Raw genomic sequence first — 24,318 nt, 5'->3', positions numbered from 1 at the left:
CATTATTTAACCTTGCCTTTTTTAAAACCTGCCCGACCTTAGTATTGAATAAATGATCCAGAGGAACATGAGGAACGCTACGGCGAAGCCGATTTCAAGCGCGTGGATGCTTGTCAGGAATGTATCCGTCCCAAAGGTTGCGCCAACTATAAGTCCCAGGACGACGATGCTGAAGGCCAGCAAGGTCAGGCTAAAAGATACTTGGTTTGAGATCCGATCGATTTTGTTAAAAATCGCATCGATTTGCGACAGGCTAATTTTCAGTTTCAGCTCGCCATCCGCAGTCTGTTCAAGGACTTCATCAACACGGCCGGGGAGCTTCGCAATGGTTTCCGACATTTCCTCCGCGTCTTTCAGGAGCCGCTTTCCTATATTAAATGGGTTGTAGCGCTCCATGACCAGTTCCTCGGCGTATGGCCTGGCCAGCTGGATCAGGTTCAGCTCCGGGTCGATTGCTGAAATGATTCCCTCGACAGTGATCAATGTTTTCCCGAGCATCGTCAACTCGGTCGGCACGATAATCCGGTGTTCCTGCGCGGTGGAAAGCAAATCCTTAACCGTCATTCCGAGATCCATTTCCCCGAGTGGAACCCTGCTCACCGTTTTGCTGATCCGGTCAACATCATCGTAAAATTCCTTTTCATCCACATCGGATGGTACATCGGAAAGCCGATATAGCGCTTTGACGATCATGTCGGTGTCCTCGCGCATTAGGCCGATCATCATCGAAGCCGTTTCATAACGCATCCTGCCCGAGAGCCTGCCAACCTGGCCAAAATCAATGAATGCAAGCTGCCCGGTCCTTTCCATATAGAGCATATTCCCCGGGTGTGGATCGCCGTGGAAAAAACCTTCCCGCAAAATTTGTGTAACAAATGCTTGGACAAGCAGATCGGCCAGCTCCCGCCGTTTTTTCTTGTCCGCCACCTTCACATTTACATCAGTTATCTTGATACCGTCGATTTTTTCCATTGTTAAAATATTCGATGTCGTGTAATCCCAGAAGATTTCCGGAACTTTGATCTTTTCATTTTTTTCAAACTGAAGGGCGATTGTTTCGGTATTGCGGGCCTCTTCTATATAATCAAGTTCTTTCCTGATCGAATTGCTTAGTTCTTCGGTGATTTCCGATACGTTGTATTGCTCGGCCAAATCATAATGCTGTTCAAGCTGCTTTGCCAAATCACGGAGGATTTCAAGGTCGGTATGGACCGTTTTCTGTATGCCGGGCCGTTGCACTTTCACCATGACTTTTTCGCCTGTCCACAATACAGCTTCATGGACCTGGCCAATGGATGCGGCAGCCACGTAGTCTTCATTAAAGGAATGGAAGATTTCTTCAGGAGGCTTGCCCAGTTCGCTTGTAAGCTTTTCCTTTATTTGTTCGATTGGAACGGGCGGAACATCGTCCTGGAGCGTCTCCAGTTCCCTAATTACATCGTCAGGCAAAAGGTCGCTCCTGATGCTCAGGAGCTGGCCGAGCTTAATGAATGTGGGGCCGAGCTCTTCCAGCAGACCCTTGATACGGACGCCTATTTCCTGGGAGTTTTCCTTTTTAAAATCGGCCTTAATCCGATCCTTGAATGAAAGGAGCTGGCTAAGGCCGACCTCTTCTATCAAATATCCGAATCCGTATTTCCCTAGAAGGGAAAGGATTTCTTTGTATCTGTTTAATCGCCGCAGCTTATCTGTCAACATTCCATCACCAACTGTCAGTCATGAACACGATTTGTATCGGGAGGGGTTTTTTTACTGGCAGTGTCGGCCAGGTTTCCGCTGAAACCCGTTTGTTCTTCAGCGCCAGTCAATTGCATATCTTCCGGTACACCTTGAATACCCGCGCCCGGAAGAGTGTCGCCGAACCCCGAGCCGGCAGAGCTCAGCCCGCTTCCGCTATCCGTATAGCCGGAAGATTTTTCGGACTGCTGGCTATCCTTCGTTCGGAGTGAGGCAAGCTCTTTTTGCAAAAGGACGATCTGGGCCTGTAAGGTATCGAATTCGTCCTTTGTTACAAATCCTAACTCTTTCAGTTGGCTTGTGATCGAGTTCCGGATATCCTGGTTCCAGCTCTCGCTTTTTTGCGCGCCTTTCCTGACAAGGTCATTGAACAGTGATTCCGCTTCGTTTTTGCTCATCGTGCCCTGTTCGGCCATTTTCATAATCGTTTCTTCAAGTTTTTCCTTGCCTGCGATTGCCGCTCCAAGGCCAAGCAAAATTCCTCTGCTGAATAAATCGCTCATATCTCTTTTCAGCCTCCTCTTCACTATGTCATTTCCTAATACCCTAAATGGACAAATTTTACCCATGCAATGGAAGAAAAATCTTTTTCATGGCAGGTAGTAGAGTGTGGCTTCGATTCCTGGCTAAGCAACTTGAATCTTCTGCGGGAGCCTGATACCTTAGCAGCAATTTTCAAAAAAGCTTTTCGGATAGGAATTGCCTATTCCGAGTCATTGGCGTTTTAACCCCACAAGAAGATTTGAAAAGAGGGACAGCTTTTTCTTTTTAAAAAACGGCTTTGCTCTTTTTAAAAAGAATTTTATTATTTCAGAATAGTAGTTTCTATTCCCAATTTAAAGTGTTAAAATAGCTAATACGTTTGTCGAATAGATAACTATTATTCTGTGTAAAAGGGGGGAATGAAAAGTGCTAACGTTCATTTTGGTTGTCCTCATGTTGTTCCTTGTTCCGGGCCCTGCGGTTTTTATAACAATATCGCAGACAGTTAAAGGAGGAATAAAGACCGGGATTGTTACCGGATTGGGGCTTGCGGCCGGGGACCTAATTCATACCGTCGCTGCTGTTGCGGGTTTGTCGGCAATCTTGATGACTTCCTCACTTGCGTTTGAGATCGTCAAATACATGGGGTCAGCGTATTTGATTTATTTAGGTATTATGGCTTTTTTGGAAAGGTCAAAAAAGGAACCGAAGACGGCAAAAAAGCCCTTGCTTCCAACTGGAATCCCGTCGTTCCGCCAGGCGCTGCTGATTGAACTGCTGAATCCGAAAACATCTTTGTTCTTCCTGGCGTTTTTGCCGCAGTTTGTGCGGTCTGACGGCCCGCCGGTTACAATCCAGCTTTTGATACTTGGCCTGACCTTTGTTGTAATGGGGATTGTCTACACGACCTCCCTTGTGTTACTGACCAGTTCCATTGGCAGCAAATTCTTCTCCAAACCTGGTCCGGCATCAAAGTGGATGGGGAAAGCTGTAGGCGTTGTCTATATTGGCCTGGGGCTTAAGCTGGCGCTCCAGACGCAGGATTAGGCGCAGGATATATTTTTATGGAACAAAATGCGCAAGCGCCTTGGTCAGCCCCGACCAGCATAAGACGGGGCCCGCAGGACGGGCCAGCCCTCCGGAGGGAACCGGCTTATGACCTCGAGGGGCTAGGCGCTGGAGCTGGAATACAATAACTTGTTTTGAGTTATCCGCAAGGATCAATTTTAAAGTTTCCTTAAAAATAAAAAAGTCCCCTCTTTCAAGGGGATTTTTCTTTTGGAAAATATATTGTTCTATTATTGGGTTTTATCGTTCAATTATTCGAGGATTTCGAATAATTCCCGGGTTATTTCGTTCAATAATTTCAGGGGTTCATTTCAGTCCGCCAGCAATGAAATATTTAAGCCGCCAGCTTTATGCCGACGGCTTCTTTTCAACCTTTTACTTTTAAATAAATGATAGGGGTATTGGACTTTACTTTGGGTTTACGGAAGGCGATCCAGTAAGCCATCGCAATAAACACGGCGCCGCCCACGGCATTTCCCAAAAATACCGGGATGAAATTGGCAACGTATTGGCCCCATGTATAATGCCCCTCGAAGATCGCTGCCGGGATGACAAACATGTTGGCAACGACATGCTGGAATCCGATGGCTACAAACGTCATTGTCGGGAACCAGATGCCAGCAATTTTTCCGATAATGTCCTTCGCGCCGTAGGAGAGCCAGACAGCCGCCGCGACAAGCCAGTTGCAGCCAATCCCTGAGACAAACGCTTCAAGGAACGTCGCCTCAAGCTTGTGTCCCGCAATACTGACTGTTTTTTCGAGGAATATTCCAGATGAAGTGAGTCCGGCTATATGCCCGAAAGCGTAGGCGACAAACAGGGCGCCGAGAAAGTTTGATAGTGTGATAATCACCCAATTTTGCATGACAGCGCGGACGGAAATCTTACGGGCGAACGCCGCAAGCGGGATAGCCATCATGTTTCCTGTCAGCAGCTCACCACCGGCAATAAGAGTGAGAATCAAGCCGATTGGAAAAACGGCTGCTCCGAGGAACGTGCCGATTCCGGCTATATCGCCGGTAAGCGGTGCTGTGATCCGGATTGACAACAAATAGCCGAGTGCGATGAACGCCCCGGCCTGGAAACCAAGAATCATTGAGGTTTTAAGGGAATAACCTGTTTTTTTGACGCCGTTTTGAACTGTGATGTCCATGATTTCTTCAGGCTTGGAATAGGAGGAAGACATATGACCGCGACCCTTCAAGTATTAATTGTGATTAGTTTCACAATTCTTCTTCCTCCATTTTACACTATTATTCACATCAGGCCTGTGAACATTTTTCAAAAAATGCTCAGTTTAACGTGGCTGTTGGTGTCCCCTCCACAAGGAAATCCTCAGAGAATAAATGTCACAGGGTGGGCTGCCTTTTGCATTTCCCGAGGTGCATGGCCACTTTCACCCTGTCATTTAACACAGCTTTTTATAAATGCCAGCCTGATTCCTTCACACGTCATCCCTTTCAAGGAGACCGTATTTCCGCTTGAACCGGCCTAGGCTTTTCAGCCACACATCGGCAAATAGCAACAGGAAAAATACATTCGAGCATGCATGCATGAAATCAAATAACGAGCTTGCGGCAAAATACGTTGCGATCGAGGCTGGGCTAACTTCGCCTCCGGATTGGGCAAACGCCAGCAATCCCCAAATATTCATAATCCATCCGAACAAAAAGCCCCATGCGAATCCGAAAGCTATTCTACCCCATCGGTTATCCATCAAGCGGGTTTTCCGCAATAAACCTGCCGTCAGCCCGACAAGACCCCATGCGGCCATTTGCCATGGCGTCCACGGCCCCTGGCCAAGGATCATGTTCGAGGCAAGGGCGGCGACCGCCCCAACCAAAAAGCCGCTTTCGGCACCGAATACAAGGCCGGACATGATAATCACAAACGTAGTTGGCTGGACCCCTGGGATGCTTGCGAACGGAATCCTTCCCACTGCCGCGATTGCTGCGAGTACGGCAAGGAGCACCAATTCCCTCGCTTCAATTTTCCTCCGTTCAAACCGGACGAGGAGGTAAATGAACGCCAAAGCGGCAAAGCCGACACTCGCCCACATAAACGCCTCCGCCTTTGCTGCGGCATAGAAAAGGAGGACCAGCATGATTGCAGGGATTACGGCGATAACAGCTTTTTTCCATCGAACCATGCTCTTCCTCCCTCCCAATTCCACATGATCATCTCTCAGCCTTTTTCCCAGGCTTGTCCAAGCTCCTGAACAGGCGCCTGGCCACTGTCGTGTAAAAGAAATTTCCTTTAAAAAAGCTTTCAGGCAAGTCTTCCGAAGTAATGTTACCCTGAAAAAGCATGCCGCACCGGGTGGCGTATTTTGCGGCGAATTCGATATCATGCGTCGCCATAAGAATTGCCGAACCGCTTTCCCTTATTCTTTGCAAAATTGAACCGAGGTTCTTTTTCGAAATCGGGTCGAGTCCTTTTGTCGGTTCATCCAACAGGAATACATCCGGTTTCCTGAGCAGCAGGCAAAGAAAGGCCGCCTTTTGGAGCTCTCCACCACTCAGGTCATATGGATGGCGATTAAGAAGGCTTTCTAGACCGAATTCGTGTACGAGCCGTTCAGCTTCCGAACGGTCCGTTCCCCATTTTAAGCAAGCAGCGTCAATTTCGCCCGCGACGCTGTCATGAAGGAAAAACAGCCTGGGATTTTGCGGCAAATAGGCAATCTTTCCGGCAAGATCCTGTGGATTCCACTTTTTGAACGGCCTGCCTTCAAAGGATACCTTCCCCTCCAAAGGCTTTAGTACGTTGGATAGCAATTTAAGCAAGGTTGACTTCCCGGAACCATTTCCGCCAAGAAGTGCATAAAGCTCGCCTCTTTTAAGCTCAAGCATGAAATCTTCAATTACAGGCCCATTCTTCTTTTCATATTGGAAGCCAAGGTTCTTCGCGAAAAGAAGGACCTCACCCGTTTGGACGGACTTCCCCGTCTCAAGGCCAGTTTCCGCAGCCCTCGGCCCAAGCAGGTCAAGCCTGCTCCGCCCTTCCTTTATGGAAAGCGGCAGGCTTTCCAGCAGGGTTTCTTTTTCCTCCCGCAAAAACAACGCGGGAATGCTTGGGATAAAGGCCTCGGAATTCGAACCCCAAAGCCTGCGCATGATGAGCCGCGGCGGCCCGTCCTGGACAATCCTGCCCCCTTCAAGCATGACCAGCCTGTCGGCAAGCGCAACCGCATCATCCAGGCGGTGCTCGGCAAGGATGATCGTCATCCCGAATTCCTCATTCAGCCGTTTTAGCATATCAAACAGTTCACGTGTGCTAACCGGATCAAGCTGGGAAGCAGGTTCATCAAGCAACAGGATATCCGGCTGCATCAACAAGACGGAAGCAAGATTCATTTGCTGCTTCCGTCCCCCCGATAGTTCATGCATTTTTTTATGTAAAATCGTTTCCGCCCCAAAAAAGCTGACGATTTCCGCAACACGGCTCCGCATTTCATTCGTCGGGAGGCCACGGTTTTCCAGTCCGAAAACCATCTCATGGAGCGGGTCGTCTGCGACAATCTGGTTTTCCGGGTCCTGAAAAACGAAACCTGTTTCGGCCGGACCAGGACCCCCTGTTGTTATCGTCCCATCAAGTTTTCCATGAGGGCGAATTTCTTCTTTTAAAAGCCTAAGCAGTGTACTTTTACCGGAGCCGGACGGGCCGAACAGGACGACGAATTCCCCCATGCCGATCGAAAGGCTAGCCGAGGAAAGCGCCGGTCCGGGGGCTTCCGGGTAGGTAAATGTAACGTTGTTCAGTTCGATGTATGCCAACGGAAAGCCCCTTTCAGTTCAATAATTGCCGGGAAGCCAACAAAACAGATCATGGCTATCAGCAAGCCTGTTTCCGCGCCCGACAGGCCCACACCCTCCATGATTGGATAAACGGCAAGCGTTCCCCACCCTTTTATCCGGCCATAAACAGCAAAAACAAAGGCAGGGATAAGTACACAGAACGCCAGCCAATCCAGTTTCCTGAAGCGGAAGTGGTGGTAGGCTGACCTTCGCCCGGTCCCATATGCACGTGCCTTCATTGAGTCCGCGGTCTGGATTGCCTCCTCAAGTGAAAAGACAAGCAGTGTCTGAATGTAAAGCATGCCGTTTTTGGCGCGCTCCCTTATCGTTCCCGACACAACGGTTATTCCCTTGCTTGCCTGGACGGCGGCTATTTCCCCGAGCCTAATCCTCATCAGCGGGATGAAGCGGAGTGTTAGCATAAGAAGGACTGCGAATTGCGGCATGATTTTTGAAAAAAGGAACAGCAGCTTGTTCGGAGTCATAATCTCATTGTAGGAAACGAACAAGGCGATAATACCCATGACCGATAGCGCCGCCATTCCGCCGAGCACAACCGCCTCCAGCGTGACTCGGTGGCTTACCCATTCAAAAAGGACATGGCGTCCCCTTTCATTGAAAAGGGGATTTACAACAAATAAGAGAGCCCCGCTTATCAGCATAAAAAAAAGCCATCGCCGCAGGCTTCTGCAGCGATCTTGGACAAAATTCACAAGCACTATGATGGAAAAGCCCGCGAGAAGGAAAACGGGATGCTGAAAAATAAGCAGGAGTGCCAGTGCTCCGGCATAGTAGCTAAACGCGGTTAAAGGATGGAGGCTGTTCATTCTTTTTTCAGAAAGTCTTCAGTGTAGACCCACTCAATCCTGTCGCCATTTGAAACTTTTACAATGCCTGCGCCTTTTTCAAGGCTCTTGCCATTCTTTTTGGAAATCCAGCCGCTCCTTGATCCATAATCAAATTCGTAGTAATTATCGATCCCCACCACATACGCAGTCGGGCCACTTCCTGTGTAATCGACGTCAATTCCCTTTTTACCCGCTGCTTTTAGGAGCAAATCAAGCACAGTGTCGCCATCCTTGAACTCAACTTTGGTTGCCGCAAGAATGACCCCTGCGTCGTCCGGGCCTGTAATTGTTATGGTTGCCGACGCTGCTGGCGCGGGCTTTTGGGCTGGCTTTGCAGATGGCTGGCTGCTTCCGCTTGTCCCGGAAGATCCCGTTCCGCCCGTGGAAGCAGTACTTCCCGAGGAAGACGTGCTTCCCGGAGAGACCGTGCTGCCCGGTGAAGCTGTGCTGGTTGAAGAACCGGAACCGCTCTTGGAGGAGGTAGTCCCGGAAGAAGCTGAAGTACCTGAACCAGCCTTTCCTGAGGTATTTGTGGTGTTTCCACTTCCGGCAGCTTCCCCGCCTTCTGTTCCGCTTGATGATCCGTTGCCCACAGATGCTTTGCCAGAGTTGCCTAGTTCAGAAGATGCGGTGGAAGTTGTGCCTTTGGACGTTTGGCCATTAGCTTCATCTTTTCCGGTTAAGACAGTTTCAGCATCCTCAGGCTCGGAGGAGGATGAGGTGTCAGCCGTTTTTTCCCTGGCCTGCTCTTCATTCGTTATGACCGTTTCCGATTGGCTATTCTTTTGTTTCGATTCCGAAGGCTCAGGGTTAGTACCGCATCCTCCAAGCGCAAGGGCGGCTAGCAATGAAAAAGAAAGCAGCAGCCTTATGATGAATTTACGTCCCATTGCCATTCCTCCTGTCCTCTATTTACTCTCGGCTTTGACGTGGCTTCCGGGCAGCGTTCTTGAAGGCCGCCCGGTGCTGGAAGCCATGCTTTAGGCGCGTTTTCTCCTCGTTGCGGCCAACAGGATTCCTCCCGCTGCCAGTAAGAACATGCCGATTGCAATCATCGTGTATCCATTTGTAGCCGTATCCGGTAGGCGGTGTCCTTCTTGTTCTCCAGCGCCTTCCTTGCCGGCTTCAGGAGCCTTTTGTTCAATAACGGAATTTTCGCCTGCTGATGGATCAAGCGCGAATGTGTAAAGGGAACCCTTGCCATCCTTGTAAAGCTGGTAGGCAACCAATGCCTGAACCCCTTGAGCTGTTGAAAGGGGATCCGCTTCGTCTCCCGCTTTCCAGGCGAATCCTCCATTTGCATGCCTGAACGACGCCAGATAGCCGAGCAACGTCTTTCCATCCGCTGTGATGATGCCGGTATTGGCATCAAGCCCTAAAGCCGACAGGGCAATCACTACCTGAGCGGTGGCAGGACTGCTGTCAACCTTGCCAGCGGCAAACAGCTGTTTCAAATAGGCAAGCCCTTTTTCGATTGCCGGTTTTACTGCTGCTTCATCTTTGTACGGGCTTAATGCCGTTAACACCATTGCCGTTGTATCCGGATCGCTTCCGGCCTCCATGTCAAGGCCCCAGCCGCCATCGCCGCCCTGGTTCGCGATAAGATGAGCCTTCAGCTTTTCCTGATTCCATTTTGCATCCGCAGGAACGGAAAAGTCCGCGCTGTCCAGGGCAATCAGACCGTATGCAGCCCCGTTAAGGCCCTGCCTTGTAAAATCGCCATTGTAGATGCCCTCTACCAGGTTGTATCCCGCAAAATTTTCGGGATTTCCACCAGCCGCGAGGATGCCGAGGGTGTACCGCTCATAATCGGTTATATTTCTGAACTGGCCTTTCCTGTCCGCCACCTTTTTCGCGACTTCCTTCAGGTAATCTTCGGGGATTGGCTTTCCTCCCTGTTTCAGGGCGATGGCTTCCCATTCCCCGAGGGGGTTATTTTTCAGAACATGCTCAAGTGTCCCATTTAAATCGCTAGCAAACTTGTCTGCCGGATAAACTTCGGCATCTTTTTCAGGCTCGCTCTTTCCAGGCTCTTCGGCTGGAGGAGCAAAGGTATCAAAGTTAAATGCAATCGTCTCGCCGTTTTTCAACGAGTAGCTTTCCGCACCGACCATCTGGGACTCTCCATTGACGTAAAAGCCCCAAAAGCTTGTGTTGGTCGCCTCAAGGCCATAAATGGAAGAAATCATTTTTCCGAAGTCGTATTGCACGTAAGAAACATTTTCAGGCCCGGCAACAGTCTGAAGGAGCTGGAATGCATTTGGCTTATCGATGAAAGCAATATCCTTAAACTCCTTAGGCTGATTGTCTTTGCCCTTAATAACAAGATTTACTTTTCCCGCTGGAGGCTCCGACTCATAACGGAACGTCAGGGTATCACCAGCTTGTGGCTTATACGAATCGGCGCCGGTCATTGCTGAAATGCCATTTATGTAAAATCCCCAGTAAACTGTATCTGTCGCGGGCAATCCGCTTATTCCTGTAATCATTTTTCCAAAGCTGTATTGCTCGTACTTGACCGCGTCCGTACCGGAAGTCTTGACGAGGGCGTCGAACGCTGTGTCAGTTTCCCCAATCTCTGTCTGCTTTTCGGAGAGTACCGTACCCTTTTCTCCGAGAACCTTCACCGTTACGGTAACAGCCGCCGCTGCCGCCTTTTGCCCTAGTCCCCCGGCAAATACGGTAAACACGAGCATCCAAGCAAGCATAAGCTTTACATACTGATTTCTTGCCATTCTCTTTCTCTCCCCATTCTTTTTTTACGCATAAAAAAATCCCCCTGTTAAGGAGGAGGTTCATTGTTAAGCAGGCATATGTATAGGAAGCCCGGCTTAACACCCTCCTATCCGCGTAGGTTAATGGTGCGTGTAAACAGGCAGGTCTCCTGGCTCATGGTCATCGCTCCCTATGCCTTCCCGCCCCTTGGGCAGTGGCAAAGTATAGGTTGCTCGCATTTACAGTGGCGGGACCGCGTTGGCTTTTAACCAAACTTCCCTTTTAAGCTGACAACAAGAATTGCCAGCACCTGTTCATAAAGGTATTTTTTATGTCCATTCCATTATACAAATAGTCTTCATGTTTTGTATAGGTATTTAACCTTCCCTTCTCCCACCTTCATTGTTTATTGGCAAGTTAGCGCTGCCTGTTCATTTCCCGCCTCACCATCAGCCCAAATAATCCCTTGAGCAAATAAGGCATCGCGAAAAAGATGAAGAAAACCCTAAACAGCTGATATCCGGCGACAATGGATAAATCAGCCCCAGTCTCGTGGGCGATGATGCCCATCTGGTCCATTCCGCCTGGCGCCATACTAAGATAGCTGGTCGTAAACGTAAGCCCGTATGAATTTTTCAAAAGAAGGGCCAATCCAGCCGATCCTGCGAGGAGCAAAATACTGGACCCTGCGGCGAATGGAATAAGTTTTCCGTTTCTTACTATGCTTCCTGGCTTGAACATGAGGCCGATATACGTCCCGATCATCAGCTGTGATACGTCCATGAGAACTCCCGGAAGCTCTGGCCCATCGACCCCGGAAACGGTTAAAACGGCCGTGATGATGATTGGTCCGGTCAGGAACGCGGTCGGAAGTCCAAGCTTTCTCCCCAAGACCGCAAAAACAACCGCCAGCGGAGCGAAGATTAGAATTTCGGGAAACAAGCCTGCGTCCGCGGCTGCCTGGATAACAGGATGGTCCGTGGTTCCTGAAAACGGATGTAGTACCGTGAATGGAACGATAAAAATGATCATCAACAGGCGGAACACTTGGAAAATTGTCACTGCCGAGCTATCCGTCCCCTTGATTTCTTCGGATAGGGCAATCATTTGTGAAAGTCCGCCCGGTATGCTCCCGATCAAAGCAGTCCGGTAATCGAGCCCGGAAAGCCTGGCAACTGCCATGGCCATCACGGCACAGTACCCGATCAAAAGGAATGTCATCAGCATAATTGACGGGAAATGCGTGATAATTTGCATCAAGGCAGGTTTCGTAAAAGAAAGGCCGATTGAATACCCAACGATGATAAGCGCCGTATCGCGAAGTTTCACCGGCCATTTCAAGGCCGCCTTCCCGGATATGGAGGCTGCAAGTGAAGCAGCCATCGGTCCTAGCAGCCAGGGCACAGGCAAGCCTAGGAATTCGAAAAGGGCACCGCCGAGTAGGGCAAGGAATAAAGTGAATAAAAAAGCTTTCAAATCAGATACCTTCACCATTTTTTATCCATCCTCATCACGGCGGCCTCCTAGTGGGAATGGCTTTTCATGTTTAAGCCATTCGCTCCCTGCCTTCCTTTTTTAAAAGAACGAGGTAATAAAGAATTGAAATAAATACAGACATCCCGGAGGCAAGATAAATGCTCCCGTACCCAAAGATATGGCCAATTTGGCCAAACAGCAACGCACCCACGCCAACGCCCAGGTCAAAAAAGGAAAAGAAGGTTGCGGTGGCCATCCCCCTCCGGTTCTTTGGCGACTTCTCGATTGCCCACGCCTGGAGCCCCGGTTGGATTGTACCAAAGCCAAAGCCATACAGCGCCGCCGCCAAAAATAAACTTTCCTTGTTTGGAAGCCAGAATAAAAGCAGCATCGCGAATAAAATCAGCAAGGCTCCTGGAATAAAAATCGCCCTATGGCCTTTTTTATCATAAATCTGTCCCGCAAATGCCCGTGTCACCAATAGGGCCAAGGCATAAATCAGAAAGTACCATTGAATGCCGGGAATCTCCTTTTGGGTGGTGTAAAGCGGCAGGAAAGACGCGGTCCCCCCGAAAGTAACTGTCATGAAAAAGAGCAGGATTGACGGCTGCAACGCGCTCTTTTCATAAAAGTCCCATTTAAGGGCGGTAGCCTTTTGGACCGCTTCCACCTTTTTGTACCGAATAACAGAAGAGAGCATCAAGGCGGCAAGGCCAAGGCCGGCGCAAATTAAAAAGAGCTGCTGGAAGTTCAATACACCGACAAGGATTAGGCCAAGCGACGGGCCGACCGCCAGTGCGATATTCCCCGACAAGCCATAGTAGCCCATCCCTTCACCCCTCCGTTCAGGAGGAATTAAATCGGTAGCGATTGTCCCGGAAGCTGTTGTCGAAAATCCCCATCCAACTCCCTGGATAAACCGTAACAGGATCAGAAACGCTATTCCGCCTGCAAAGCCGAACGAACCGACCGAAAGGACAAAAATGGCCAATCCGGTCAAATAAACGAACTTTCGGCCCTTTGACTCAAGCGCTTTCCCAGCGTAAGGGCGGATCAGAAGGGCTGAAAGTGTGAATGCCCCAACCACAAATCCAATCATCTGGTCATTCCCGCCGAGGTGTTCGACAAACAAGGGAATAGTGGGCAATGTCATTTGAAATCCAATAAAAATGAACATATTGGCAATACAGATCAGGATGAAATCCCTCGTCCAAATTTTGCCCTTCTTGCCCGCTTCATCCCGGGCAGCTATTCTTTCCTGTCCCAATCCCATTCCAGCTCTCCTCTCTTTTATGTATACTGTTTTTATAGCTAAAATTAGTTTTTTCCAAATCGCTTTTACCCTTCCTATTTTAACTCATTACCTAGAAAAGGAAGAACAAAAAGTTCGAGTGCCGGAATATTTTTTCGCCAGCGGTTATTAGTCCCTGAGAACCGGCTTAACAAAATATTCAGGATCGTAACCAAGGTGAAGCTTTTCACAAAGAAACCGGAAAACAACAACCTTCTTCAACAAGCTAAATTTAAGGAGAATATGCCATGTATTTAACGATAAAGGAAACTGCCGAATATTTGTCCCTCCCCGAACATTATATCAGGGAGCTGGTCGCCCAAAAACGGATCCGCGCCGTATTCGATGGCGAACAATATGTGATTAACAGTGAGCAATTCAAAAACCATTTCGACCATGTCGAGCTTGCCAAAAAGCTTATAGAGGAATGGAGAAACGAACCCCTTCCGGAAGACCCGGATGTTAAGGATGAGGATTAACAGGCAAAATTAGGTACCTGCCTCAGTACAAGAGCACAGCTTCCCTCATACTCTGATAATGTACCAATACTACAAGAGAGGGGAATTTTAATGTATTGTCCGCGACCAACACAGGTTTTGCCTGCAATCGTCCATCCAACACAGTGCTGCGTTACGAATTCTTTTGAGAATGTGATCCAGCCGCATGTCCATCCATCGCACACAACCAACGTCCATCATACTAATATCGAGCATACACACCACTTTACGCACACACAATCCTTTGTGAACGAGGCTTCCGTCACTGACCTTGGACCAGTGCCAGGTCCGCCTCCCGCTCCAACTGTGGCAGGGGCGTTTGCGCCTCCAGCTGGGCCAGGTCTGGCTGGACCAGGGATGATGGGGCCAGGCATGATGGGACCAGGAATGATGGGGCCAGGCATGGCTGCTCCAGGAATGATGGGTCCGACTCCTGCTGTAGCCGGCGCATTCCAGCAGCCCACGCCAAACATGATGGCTTCGCCCAACGTGATGGCTGCGCCTACAGGTGTTGCCGGTGCTTATTCCGGAATGCCAATGGGCGGCTATAAGAAAGGCTGCGGCTGCAGGTAAGGCCCAGGCGGTTTAGGGGACAGGAATTCCTGTCCCCTGCTTTATTTATAAATGGCTGTGTTTAGAATAGAGTCAATTTTTGCTAAGCTGATCGGACGGAGCCGAACTGCAAGATTGTAAGTCTGAAAGCGTAATGTATGGCCAAAAGCCATCCGGTTTATCTTTTTCGCGAGGGGGAATATTGAACACAGGAAGGAGATTAGCCATGAAATATTCCATCTATAAAGCATCCGGCGAAAGAAAACATGTTAAGCTAGGCACGCTGGAGGCATCCTGTATGGAAATTGCCGGGGACTTGCTGTACAAAGTGCTCCGCCGCAGCTCCGGCTGGAAAAATGGGGACATCTTCGTCATTGTTCCGGACACGGATGGGCCTCCGGCTGATAACCTTCTTGAAGGGGGATCTTCCTTTCATATTGTCCAATACCGTGAAATCGACTAAATCCCATCCAGTCTGCCGGATGGGATTTTATCATGTAGCGTTTTTTTGTTTCGGGATTATCCTCTATGCTCCTTGCGGATACTTGGCATATCAGCCGCTATGATGCGGTACTTTATGCAAAGCCTGATTTTCAGGCAATTGGGTATTCCGCTCAAGATCCGAAGTATCTTCACCCATTCCCTTCAGGAATTCAAACAGAAGGCCGATTGCATTGTTGACTTCAGGATCCTTTAGGGAACGGAACAGGTCAAAATAACCGATTTCGTCCTGATTATCCCGGTATTTTGCGACCCGGGCGATACCAGAATTCAATTTTAGAAGCATGGGTTCAAGCTGGCTGACATTCAGCGTGCCAAGAACCCCGCCTAGCAATAGAAGGTTTTTCAGTGTATTGGTCGCCTCAGGCTTATCGGCGGCTTTTACAAGGACATTCAGGACTTTGTCACCCTGGCCAAATAGGGCGGAGGCAAGGCTTAAGACCCCCCGCTCCTTCATATGGCCGAGTACTTCAAGCGTTTCAAGGATGGCGTCTTTGTTTTTTAAAAGCGCCTCCTCTACCTCCCGGAGATCTTTTTCCCGCTTTTCCTCTTCGGTTATTTCAACCCTTTTGATTTGATTAATTGCCTTAGCCATGCTGCTTCTGCCCCTTTCTCACAGCGTCGCCTGGGAATACATAATCCTTGCGGGCCCATTTCTTCTGGACCTCCACGCCCATTTGCGGCTGTGGGTTTCCAAACCTGTGGTTAATGGATGGCAATGGATTGATTCCGTCATATTGAAGAATTTCAAGTTTCGCCTTTGTCTCCTTGTAGGCAGGCGTATCGGTGTCCTTGTCGGCATAGCTGCTTGTCAGCAGGTTGATTGCGGCTTCTCCGGAATCGTTCATCGGCAAGTATACTTCCTTCCCTTGTACCCTGTCCGTCACAACACAGCGGACTTTAACGTTTCCATACGGGGATGTCAGGCGGACAAGCGTGCCGTCCATGATGCCGCGCTCCTTTGCAAGTTCCGGTGATACTTCCAGGAAGACGCCCGGTGTTTTTGAAGAAATCCCCTTTGACTTATAGGTGAGGTTCCCTTCGTGGAAATGTTCAAGCAGGCGCCCGTTGTTGACTTGTATGTCGTATTCTTCGCCGAATTCGTTCGGCACGGACCATGTGACCGGATGGAGGCGCGCTTTGCCGTCCGGGAACGGGAACCTTTCCGTGTATAGGAGCGGCATATCGGTGCCATCAGGCGCGACAGGCCATTGGAGGCTATTGAAGCCCTCCAGCCTTTCGTACGTGACGCCGGAGTAGATTGGCGTAAGCATCGCGATTTCATTCATGATTTCGGATGGGTGGCTGTAATTCCAGCCTGCTCCGAGGCGGTTCGCGATTTCCTGGATGATCTCCCAGTCAGGCTTCGACTCGCCAAGCGGCTCAAATACCTTATAGAGGCGCTGAATTCTCCGTTCCGTATTTGTAAACGTTCCTTCTTTTTCAAAGCTTGGGCATGCCGGCAGGACGACATCCGCGAATTGCGCCGTCCTTGAGAAAAAAATATCCTGGACGACAAAGAAGTCAAGTTCTTCAAATGCGGCGTGGACGTGGTTGATGTTGGAGTCAACAAGGCCCATCTCTTCACCCTTGATGTAAAGCGAACGGAGCTGCTTATGGTGGATTGCCTCGATCATGTCATGGTTGTTGATGCCTGGTTCTGGCTTAAGCTTTACCCCCCATGCCCGCTCGAATTTCCTTCGTGCTTCTTCATCCTCGACATGCTGATATCCAGTAAGATAATTAGGCGCGCTACCCATGTCGCTCGCTCCCTGGACGTTGTTATGCCCCCGGAGAGGGTACGCTCCTGTACCAGGTTTCCCGTAGTTTCCGGTTACAAGAAGCAGGTTGGAAATCGCTGTACTTGTATCGCTTCCGCCGATATGCTGGGTAACCCCCATCGCCCAAAGCACGCAGACGCTTTTCGATTCGGCGATCATCGTTGCCACTTGAATGAGGCTTTCCTTCGGGATGCCGGTAGCTTCCTCCGCATAGCCGAGCGTGAATGGCTTCAGGCTCTCAATGTATTCCGGTACTTTGTTTACGCGGCTTGCAAGGAATTCTTCATCCGCCAAGCCCATATCAATGATGTATTTAGTGACAGCGGACAGCCAGACAAGGTCCGAACCCGCTTTTGGCCTAATGAATACGTCCGCTCTCTCAGCCATTTCATCCTTGCGCAAATCGGCGACAATCAATTTTTGGCCTTTTAGCTTGTGAGCCCTTTTCACACGGGTGGCAAGGACAGGGTGTGCCTCTGATGTATTCGAGCCGACAATCAGGACGAGGCCGGCTGAACCGATATCCTCAATTGAGCCCGCATCGCCGCCATACCCGACTGTACGGAACAAGCCGACTGTCGCCGGCGTCTGGCAATAGCGCGAACAGTTGTCGACGTTGTTCGTGCCGATTACCTGTCTAGCCAGCTTTTGCATCAGGAATGATTCTTCATTCGTACATTTCGATGATGTAATGAATCCCATTGACTCCGGGCCGTAAGTGTTTTTGATTTCAGTGAATTTATTCGCAACAAGGGTTAGGGCTTCTTCCCAGCTCGCCTCACGGAAGGAATCGCCTTCCCGGATCAGTGGCTTTGTCAAACGCTCTTCACTGTTGACGAAGTCCCAGCCAAACTTCCCTTTTACGCAAGTGGAAATTCCATTGGCAGGCGCTTCCACTTTTGGCTCAACCTTAAGTATTTTCCGGTCTTTCGTCCAAACCTCAAAGCTGCATCCAACACCACAGTACGTACAAACTGTTTTCGTCTTTTTAATCCGTTCATCCCGCATCGCGGCTTCCATATCTGAAATCGCGAGGATGGAGCCATAGCCTGTTTCTACACTTTTAGTCATTTCAATCATCGGACGGAGTGTTTGCTTGGCAATGCCTGTCAGGAATCCCGCCTCGCCGACCATTCCTTTTTCCATCATCGCATTGCATGGGCAAACGGTTGAACAATGCCCGCAGGAAACGCACGATGATTCATTGATCGGGACATCATCATCCCAGATGACCCGCGGACGTTCCCGCTCCCAGTCAATTCTGAGCGTCTCCGTGACCTGGACGTTCTGGCATGCCTCTACACATCGGCCACACAGGATGCACTGGTCCGGGTCATAGCGGTAGAAAGGATGGGAATTATCCTCCTCGTAAGGCTTTTGGTCGAACGGAATGCTTTGATGGTTAATCTTCATTTCCTTAACAGTGTTATGAATTTCGCACGTCCCATTGTTGTAATCACAAACCGTACAGTAAAGCTCGTGATTATAAAGGATTTTATCCATTGCCATCGTCTGCGCTTTTTTCACATCAGGGGAAACAGTATTAATGATATCCCCATCCTTCAAGTCTGTTGAACAGGAGCGGACCAGTTCACCGTTCACTTCGACAATGCATGTATCGCATGTCTCAATCGGCCCTAAGCTCGGATGGTAGCACACTTGAGGGATATCAATTGAACGATCCGATAAGTACTGAAGGACGGATTGGCTGCCCTCGGCCTCGGCATTTACCCCATTGATTGTGACGTTGATCTTCCCAGGCAAAACACCCACCCTTTCCAACTAGAAATTTACTATTTTTAAAAACCCACTCCTATTCCCCTACCCTTAATATCTTAAAACTAAAACACTAGTAGGGAAGATGGTCGCTTGGATATGGTTAGGAAGTTGTTATTTACATTCACGGGCTTCGGATAAGTTGGTAAATGAGTTCATAATTTTGGGGTGGTCGTTTATTTGGGTTGGTCTTTAATTTGGGTTGGTCTTTAATTTGGGGCTTGGTTCATAAATCCGGGAAATTGGTTCATAAAACTACGAAACTGGTTCATAAAATCGGGAAGCTGTTTATCTACTTGGGATTAGTTCATAATTTTGAGATGGTTCATAAATTACGTAAATCGGTTCATAAATTTCGTTAACTGGTTCATAAATCTTTGAAACCGGTTCATAAATCCGGGAAATTGGTTCATAAAACTGCGAAACTGGTTCATACACGCTTGTGGCGACTGACGGATACGGGGCCTTTAAGCTGGATAAAGAAAAAAAAGAGCCGCCTCTTGAGGCAGCCCTATTAGTGAATGTAGTTATTTTTATTATTCAAGTTTCCCGTTCTTCCGCAAATCCATCACTTTGCTAACTCTTGTTCCAGAGTCTTTGCACCCCGGCCAGCTCTAGTCCGTCAAAGGTGAGCTTATAAATGTCCGGCATATCAAGATTGTTCCAGAACTCGAAGCCGTAATCATTATTGAAGTACTTCATAATCAAAACCATTATATTGCCATGTGTTCCGACAGCGATGTTTTCCCCGCAATATGTATCAAGGACGTGCATAAGAGCATCGACACCTCTTTTTTGGGCATCTTTGTTCGATTCGCCGCCTTCTAGTGAAAAGGTATCGTCCTCCCAAACCTTTTTAATAGCTGCCGAAAAATCGGCAACTGGCTGATCTGTTAAAAGTCTTTCCCTAAAGCCTTCGATAGGTATGACTTCAGTTCCAAGTGCCTCGGCAATGCCAGCAACCGTTTCAATGGCTCGCTTGTATGGGCTCGAAAGGACCATACTGATATTTTCCTGTTTTAATAGTTCCGTAACCCGTTCAGCGTCCTGGCTGCCTCGCTTTGAAAGCGGCCTCCCTAGTTCATCCGGAGTATACTCGGAGTGTGCATGGCGCACAAAGTAAATATTCGTCCGCAATCAAACTCTCCCTTTTTAAAAAACTTTATCCCCGGTTGCCAGGTACCTGCGGCGGCAGACAGGCCAACAAGTATGGACCTCGTTTCCAAGGTGCCGGTCCATTACAACGGTCCCGACTTAGGCCTCGAGCGCGGCCATAACCCCGCTGATCCGCTTGTCAATATCCGTAGCAATCCGGTCGCCGAAAGAGACTGTCAGCGCCCTGGCTCAAGCGGCTTTAGTTCAAAGTGCATTGTTTTCTCCCTTTCATGCATCTCATACTTCCAATTTAGCAAAAAAGTGCCAGCTGTGCGATAAAAAGCGAAAGCGCCCTGGCTCGGGCGCTTAAATTAGGCATTTTCCTTTTAAAATCAGCTTGGATTGTGTCTAGTTAATTTGAGTTATTCGTCGCGGATGCCGATCGCTCTACGGGCTAAGTTTACGTCATTTTGAAGCATTTTCCCAAGGTCGTATGATGGATACAGTCCTTTGCTGTGCATATAGTTAAAAATCCGCTCATGGCCCCTAACTGCCTTGGTCATATGGTTCAGGAATGTCCGCCGGAGTTGAGGAGTAGCGGTTTCGGTTACGGCAATCCCATAGTTGCGGACGAGTGTCTTGGACATCGCCAAAAGGTCACCGGCATAAAAGGGATTATCCTCCCTCATCTCATCGTCATCACGTTGGGCCTGGCCCGCGGCGGAAGGATAGAACTGTAGCAGTTCCGTGAGATTTTCCTCGATGTCGCGGATTGTCCGCTGGTAAATCCCACGCAACTCGTTGTCGGTAATCCGTTTCATCCCCATTTTCAGTTTCATTAAACCAATGGATTGAAAAGCCGTCAGTTCGTGCAGCTCAAGCGTTTCATGCCAGGCAAGCGTCCTTCGTTCTTCATTCATTTCGGATACCTCCATTTTCTAAAACATCACTTTAACGTATTCCGGAGGCGGAAAATTGGTTATTCGTCCCAGGAAAAAATACAGTTTGCCTAGCACTTAAGGCAGCTGTATTAGTCTTTTGGGCATTCGAATCTTTGTCCCCAGGCTTTCATGCAAGAGCCTGGTCCAAATCGGCAATGATTTCTCCACTTTCGCCAAGCCCGACCGCAAGCCGGATGGTCCCGGGATCAATATTTTCCGAAATGAGCTGTTCTTCATTATTTCCTGTGTTAGGCGACATCGCCAGGCTCTCAAACGATCCCCAGGATACGCCAATTTTTATGTGTTGGAGGTGGTCGAGTACACTTCTTGCGCCCCGGTATCCGCCATGGACAGCAAACCCCATCACCCCGCTATAGCCGGAAAGGACAGTTTTGCCAAGTTCATAATCAGGATGGGAAGGGAGCCCGGGATAAAGGACTTGCTTAACCTTTGAATGCTGTTCAAGAAATTCGGCTACTTTGAGGGCGTTTGCTTGATGCGCTTTTAGCCTAAACGGCAGCGAACGCATACCCCTTAGCAGCAACGTCGCTTCATACGGGGAAAAGTTACCTCCCAATAGCAGCAGTTCTTTTGTAAAAAGATTGTCGATAATTTTCTTTTTGGAAATGACCGCCCCACCCACAAGGTCGCTGTGCCCACCGAGATATTTTGAAAGCGAGTGGACGACGATATCAACACCGTATAACAGCGGCTTTTGGAAAAGAGGTGTTGCCCAAGTATTGTCGATGATTGTCCTGATGCCATGTTTTTTTGCGAGTGATGAGATCGTCCGGGGGTCGGTCAGCCGGAATGTCATGTAGGACGGGCTTTCCATGAAAATGACTCGGGTATTCTGCTTGATCTGTTTTTCAACAGCTTCTGCCGCGGTTTCATAACAGACAGAATGGCTAATGCCGAATTTCTTAAGGTATCTAAGGAGTTCCATTGTTGAAAAATAAAGATTGCTGACACATAAGACATGGTCGCCGCTTTGCAAGGAGTTCATCAGGGCTGCGGCAATGGCAGCCATTCCTGATGAGAAGCAGCGGCAAGCCTCGCCGCGTTCAAGGGCGGCAAGCTTCATTTCGGCGGTTTCGATGGTCGGGTTGGTGCCGCGGGTGTATACATAATGCCCCTGCTCATTCATGACCGCCTTTGTGAGGCTATCCATGGAATCGTATACAAAAAGCGAATTCCCATAGGTGGGCGGTACAACCGCCCCGCCAAATTGCTCGCGCCTGTCTCCGAGTTCCAGGCAGATTTCAAGATCCTTTTTCCAATGATTATCCATATACGCTGCCCGCCCCTTTTCCTGGTTTATCGCTTTAGTTTTGGCAAAGGCAGGAAGGAATATGAGGAGGGCTGGCTGGTGAAGGTCAGGAATTAGTCATGGTAATAATGAGGTGGTCGTGTTGAGGGTGTTGGAGTTTTGTTGTCACGATAGGTTTGGAGTACATTTTAGTTCGATTTGAGAAACTTCCATTTTGATTTTCGTCTAATCAATGTCACTCATTTGGGTTTGAGTGACTTCCTTTTTGGATATTGCCCAATCAATGTCACTTATTTGGCTTTGAGTGACTTCCTTTTCGGATTTTGCCAAATCAATGTCACTCATTTTGATTTGAGTGACTTCCTTTTTGGATTTTGACCAATCAATGTCATTTATCTTGATTTGAGTGACTTCCTTTTCGGAATTTGCCAAATCAATGTCACTCATTTGGAATTGAGTGACTTCCTTTTCGAAATTTGGCTTTTCAATGTCCCTCATCCGGGGGATTTTGACAACTAAACCGGGCTTCGCCGCCTGGTTGTCACGAATCAGGGCTTTGCCTGATCACTAAACCAGATTTCGCCGCATAGTTGTCACGAATCGGGGCTTTGCGTGACAACTAAACCAGATTTCGCCGCAGGGTTGTCACGTATCGGGGCTTTGCCTGACAACTAAACTGAATTTTGCCGCATGGTTGTCACGATTCAGGGCTTTGCGTGACAACCAAACCGGGTTTCGCAACCTGGTTGTCACGTATCGGACTTTGCCTGACAACTAAACCAGATTTTGCCGGATGGTTGTCACGTATCGGGGCTTTGCCTGACAACTAAACCGGGTTTTTCCACCTGGTTGTCACGAATCAGGGCTTCGCGTGACAACTAAACCGGGTTTCGTCGCATAGTTGTCACGAATCGGAACTTTGCCTGACAACTAAACCGGGTTTTGGCTGTTGGTTGTCACTCGAGAGGTATGAGCGGAGAAACTAATCAGGTTTTTCTCTCTTTACTTTCACGGATTCAGACGACCCAAACGGGGTCGACTGAAAAATGGATTGTATTTTTCCAAAAAAAATAAAAACAGGTCCCTTTGCAGGAACCTGTTTTCTATGGAGCAAAAACTAATTAGTTTTTGCGAACGTTTGCAGCTTGTGGTCCGCGAGCGCCTTGCTCAACGTCAAATGTTACTTCTTGGCCTTCTTCAAGAGTTTTGAAGCCTTCGCCTTGGATAGCTGAGAAATGAACGAATACGTCGTCTCCGCCTTCGCGCTCGATGAATCCGAAACCTTTTTCTGCATTAAACCATTTAACTTTACCGTTTTCCATGTTTGTTGCCTCCTCGTGTGGTTCGCACACAATTGTATTACTATTCTTGCTCAAACGTATCCAGGCGATGTCGCATGTTACCGAACAAAAATAATTCTTGATTAGAATAACATGAATAGAAATAAAAGGCAAGCAGAGAGGGTAAAAGTCGTAATCCTTTTTTTACCAAAATATCGACAACGTTCGCCAAATAGGGATTTAGGCCCCCGTTTTTCCTGCCTATTTTATGAGCGCCTTGACCTCATCCCTTGTTGGCATGCCTCCCTGGGCGCCGGGTTTTGTAACCGAAAGCGCTGCGGCCGCGTTGGCGAACTGGCAGGCTTCCTTCAGCTCCATTCCCTCGCTTAATGCAAAGGCTAGTGCCCCATTAAATGTATCTCCCGCACCAGTTGTGTCAATCGCTTCAACTCGGTAGCCAGGGATTTCTCCAACTCCATCCTTGTATATGGCGACACCTTTTGGCCCTTGGGTGACAATGCATTTTTTCAGGATTTCTTCTTTTTGTTCACTATTAAGGGATAATAGTAGCTGCTTTTGTTCATGTTCATTCGGGGTCAGATAGTCGACATCATTGAGCAGCTGCTCCGGAAGTACCTGAAATGGAGCGGGATTCAAAATGACCTTTACTCCGTGCTTTTTTGCAATCGAAGCCGCGAGTTTCACTGTTTCCAACGGTATTTCGAGCTGAAGGATGATAATGTCGCTTTCCGAGATTGCTTTTTCATGGCGCAAAATGAATTCCGGTGTTACTAGGTTATTTGCCCCCGGTGTTACGATTATGCTGTTATCCCCGCCGGATACAGTAATAGAAGCGATTCCTGTCGAACTACCGGAAACAACCTCGACTTTTGAAGTGTCAATCAATTCGCTTTCCAGGTTCGAAATGAGCTCCCTGCCGAAAGTATCGCCCCCCACACATCCAATCATTGAAACCTGTGCGCCAAGTCTGGCTGCGGCAACAGCCTGGTTCGCCCCTTTTCCGCCCGGAGCTGTGTAAAAAGACTCACCGATTACAGTTTCACCAACAAGAGGTACACGAGAAACCTTTGTTACGAGATCCATATTTATGCTGCCGATGACCGTTATTTTCTTTTTTTCCATACGTAGATTCCGCCCTTTCCAAGCAGCTCATTTTTGAGAATTGACTCATTGGTTGCTTTTTCGTTCC

At 48.7% G+C, this 24,318-nt stretch carries 22 protein-coding genes and 1 riboswitch; of the genes, 4 read left to right on the top strand and 18 right to left on the bottom strand.

Annotated elements, in window-relative coordinates; genetic code table 11:
* Nucleotides 1-21 precede the first annotated feature (21 nt).
* Together RB160_RS17000 and RB160_RS16995 are read right to left on the bottom strand one after the other, a co-directional pair.
* The gene (locus RB160_RS17000; protein WP_316571621.1) at nt 22-1,698 is read right to left on the bottom strand and encodes an ABC1 kinase family protein; all 1,677 of its coding nucleotides are present in this window, start codon (nt 1,696-1,698) and stop codon (nt 22-24) included.
* 14 nt (nt 1,699-1,712) lie between these two features.
* Nucleotides 1,713-2,240: a phasin family protein gene (locus RB160_RS16995; RefSeq protein ID WP_316571620.1), complete on the bottom strand. Its 528-nt coding sequence runs from the start codon at nt 2,238-2,240 to the stop codon at nt 1,713-1,715.
* Nucleotides 2,241-2,646: 406 nt separating this feature from the next.
* On the opposite strand from RB160_RS16995, the gene RB160_RS16990 reads away from it, so the two are divergent.
* Nucleotides 2,647-3,267 carry a LysE family translocator gene (locus RB160_RS16990; protein WP_316571619.1) on the top strand — a complete coding sequence of 207 codons (621 nt, stop codon included), beginning with the start codon at nt 2,647-2,649 and terminating at the stop codon, nt 3,265-3,267.
* 388 nt (nt 3,268-3,655) lie between these two features.
* Here RB160_RS16990 and RB160_RS16985 read toward each other — a convergent pair whose 3' ends face one another.
* The 8 genes from RB160_RS16985 to RB160_RS16950 form a co-directional block, all read right to left on the bottom strand.
* The gene (locus RB160_RS16985) at nt 3,656-4,474 is read right to left on the bottom strand and encodes a formate/nitrite transporter family protein (RefSeq protein ID WP_316571618.1); all 819 of its coding nucleotides are present in this window, start codon (nt 4,472-4,474) and stop codon (nt 3,656-3,658) included.
* Nucleotides 4,475-4,732: 258 nt separating this feature from the next.
* Nucleotides 4,733-5,437, bottom strand: coding sequence for an ECF transporter S component (locus RB160_RS16980; protein ID WP_316571617.1), 705 nt, complete (start codon nt 5,435-5,437; stop codon nt 4,733-4,735).
* A gap of 28 nt (nt 5,438-5,465) precedes the next feature.
* Complete coding sequence (locus RB160_RS16975; RefSeq protein ID WP_316571616.1) at nt 5,466-7,064, bottom strand: ABC transporter ATP-binding protein; 1,599 nt, start codon at nt 7,062-7,064, stop codon at nt 5,466-5,468.
* Entirely contained in the window at nt 7,046-7,747 is a 702-nt protein-coding gene (locus RB160_RS16970) for an energy-coupling factor transporter transmembrane component T (RefSeq protein ID WP_396954738.1), read from the bottom strand. Before RB160_RS16970 ends, RB160_RS16975 begins: the two co-directional genes overlap by 19 nt.
* A gap of 161 nt (nt 7,748-7,908) precedes the next feature.
* On the bottom strand, nt 7,909-8,823 hold the full coding sequence (locus tag RB160_RS16965) for a DUF4430 domain-containing protein (protein WP_316571614.1): 915 nt from the start codon (nt 8,821-8,823) through the stop codon (nt 7,909-7,911).
* 90 nt (nt 8,824-8,913) lie between these two features.
* Complete coding sequence (locus tag RB160_RS16960) at nt 8,914-10,668, bottom strand: DUF4430 domain-containing protein (RefSeq protein WP_316571613.1); 1,755 nt, start codon at nt 10,666-10,668, stop codon at nt 8,914-8,916.
* Between the two features lie 122 nt (nt 10,669-10,790).
* Nucleotides 10,791-10,977, bottom strand: a riboswitch (cobalamin riboswitch).
* An 88-nt stretch (nt 10,978-11,065) separates the two neighbouring features.
* On the bottom strand, nt 11,066-12,142 hold the full coding sequence (locus RB160_RS16955) for an AbrB family transcriptional regulator (RefSeq protein ID WP_316571612.1): 1,077 nt from the start codon (nt 12,140-12,142) through the stop codon (nt 11,066-11,068).
* Between the two features lie 52 nt (nt 12,143-12,194).
* Nucleotides 12,195-13,397: an MFS transporter gene (locus RB160_RS16950; protein WP_316571611.1), complete on the bottom strand. Its 1,203-nt coding sequence runs from the start codon at nt 13,395-13,397 to the stop codon at nt 12,195-12,197.
* A 266-nt stretch (nt 13,398-13,663) separates the two neighbouring features.
* Between RB160_RS16950 and RB160_RS16945 the strand changes: the two genes are divergently transcribed.
* From RB160_RS16945 to RB160_RS16935, 3 genes are all read left to right on the top strand, one after another.
* Nucleotides 13,664-13,894: an excisionase family DNA-binding protein gene (locus tag RB160_RS16945; protein WP_316571610.1), complete on the top strand. Its 231-nt coding sequence runs from the start codon at nt 13,664-13,666 to the stop codon at nt 13,892-13,894.
* A gap of 90 nt (nt 13,895-13,984) precedes the next feature.
* Nucleotides 13,985-14,485, top strand: coding sequence for a CotD family spore coat protein (locus RB160_RS16940; protein ID WP_316571609.1), 501 nt, complete (start codon nt 13,985-13,987; stop codon nt 14,483-14,485).
* Nucleotides 14,486-14,690: 205 nt separating this feature from the next.
* Nucleotides 14,691-14,927 carry a hypothetical protein gene (locus tag RB160_RS16935; protein ID WP_316571608.1) on the top strand — a complete coding sequence of 79 codons (237 nt, stop codon included), beginning with the start codon at nt 14,691-14,693 and terminating at the stop codon, nt 14,925-14,927.
* 90 nt (nt 14,928-15,017) lie between these two features.
* Here RB160_RS16935 and RB160_RS16930 read toward each other — a convergent pair whose 3' ends face one another.
* The 8 genes from RB160_RS16930 to rbsK all read right to left on the bottom strand — a co-directional run bounded on the left by RB160_RS16930 (nt 15,018) and on the right by rbsK (nt 24,251).
* The gene (locus RB160_RS16930; RefSeq protein WP_316571607.1) at nt 15,018-15,560 is read right to left on the bottom strand and encodes a helical membrane plugin domain-containing protein; all 543 of its coding nucleotides are present in this window, start codon (nt 15,558-15,560) and stop codon (nt 15,018-15,020) included.
* Entirely contained in the window at nt 15,553-18,510 is a 2,958-nt protein-coding gene (gene fdhF, locus RB160_RS16925; protein WP_316571606.1) for a formate dehydrogenase subunit alpha, read from the bottom strand. Before fdhF ends, RB160_RS16930 begins: the two co-directional genes overlap by 8 nt.
* 588 nt (nt 18,511-19,098) lie before the next feature.
* Complete coding sequence (locus RB160_RS16920; protein WP_316571605.1) at nt 19,099-19,659, bottom strand: histidine phosphatase family protein; 561 nt, start codon at nt 19,657-19,659, stop codon at nt 19,099-19,101.
* A 380-nt stretch (nt 19,660-20,039) separates the two neighbouring features.
* Nucleotides 20,040-20,537, bottom strand: a complete 498-nt coding sequence (locus tag RB160_RS16915; RefSeq protein ID WP_316571604.1) for a spore coat protein — start codon at nt 20,535-20,537, stop codon at nt 20,040-20,042.
* Nucleotides 20,538-20,685: 148 nt separating this feature from the next.
* A complete protein-coding gene (locus RB160_RS16910; RefSeq protein WP_316571603.1) occupies nt 20,686-21,849 on the bottom strand; it encodes a trans-sulfuration enzyme family protein in 1,164 nt (387 codons plus the stop codon).
* 204 nt (nt 21,850-22,053) lie between these two features.
* Nucleotides 22,054-22,275, bottom strand: coding sequence for a hypothetical protein (locus tag RB160_RS16905; RefSeq protein WP_316571602.1), 222 nt, complete (start codon nt 22,273-22,275; stop codon nt 22,054-22,056).
* 674 nt (nt 22,276-22,949) lie between these two features.
* Nucleotides 22,950-23,150, bottom strand: a complete 201-nt coding sequence (locus RB160_RS16900) for a cold-shock protein (RefSeq protein WP_043932249.1) — start codon at nt 23,148-23,150, stop codon at nt 22,950-22,952.
* Nucleotides 23,151-23,369: 219 nt separating this feature from the next.
* Nucleotides 23,370-24,251, bottom strand: a complete 882-nt coding sequence (gene rbsK / locus RB160_RS16895) for a ribokinase (RefSeq protein WP_316571601.1) — start codon at nt 24,249-24,251, stop codon at nt 23,370-23,372.
* Nucleotides 24,252-24,318: the final 67 nt, after the last annotated feature.

The sequence above is a fragment of the Neobacillus sp. YIM B06451 genome (genome assembly GCF_032667185.1).
Taxonomy (GTDB): Bacteria; Bacillota; Bacilli; order Bacillales; family Cytobacillaceae; genus Bacillus_D.
This window is presented reverse-complemented; position numbering and strand designations above follow the sequence as displayed.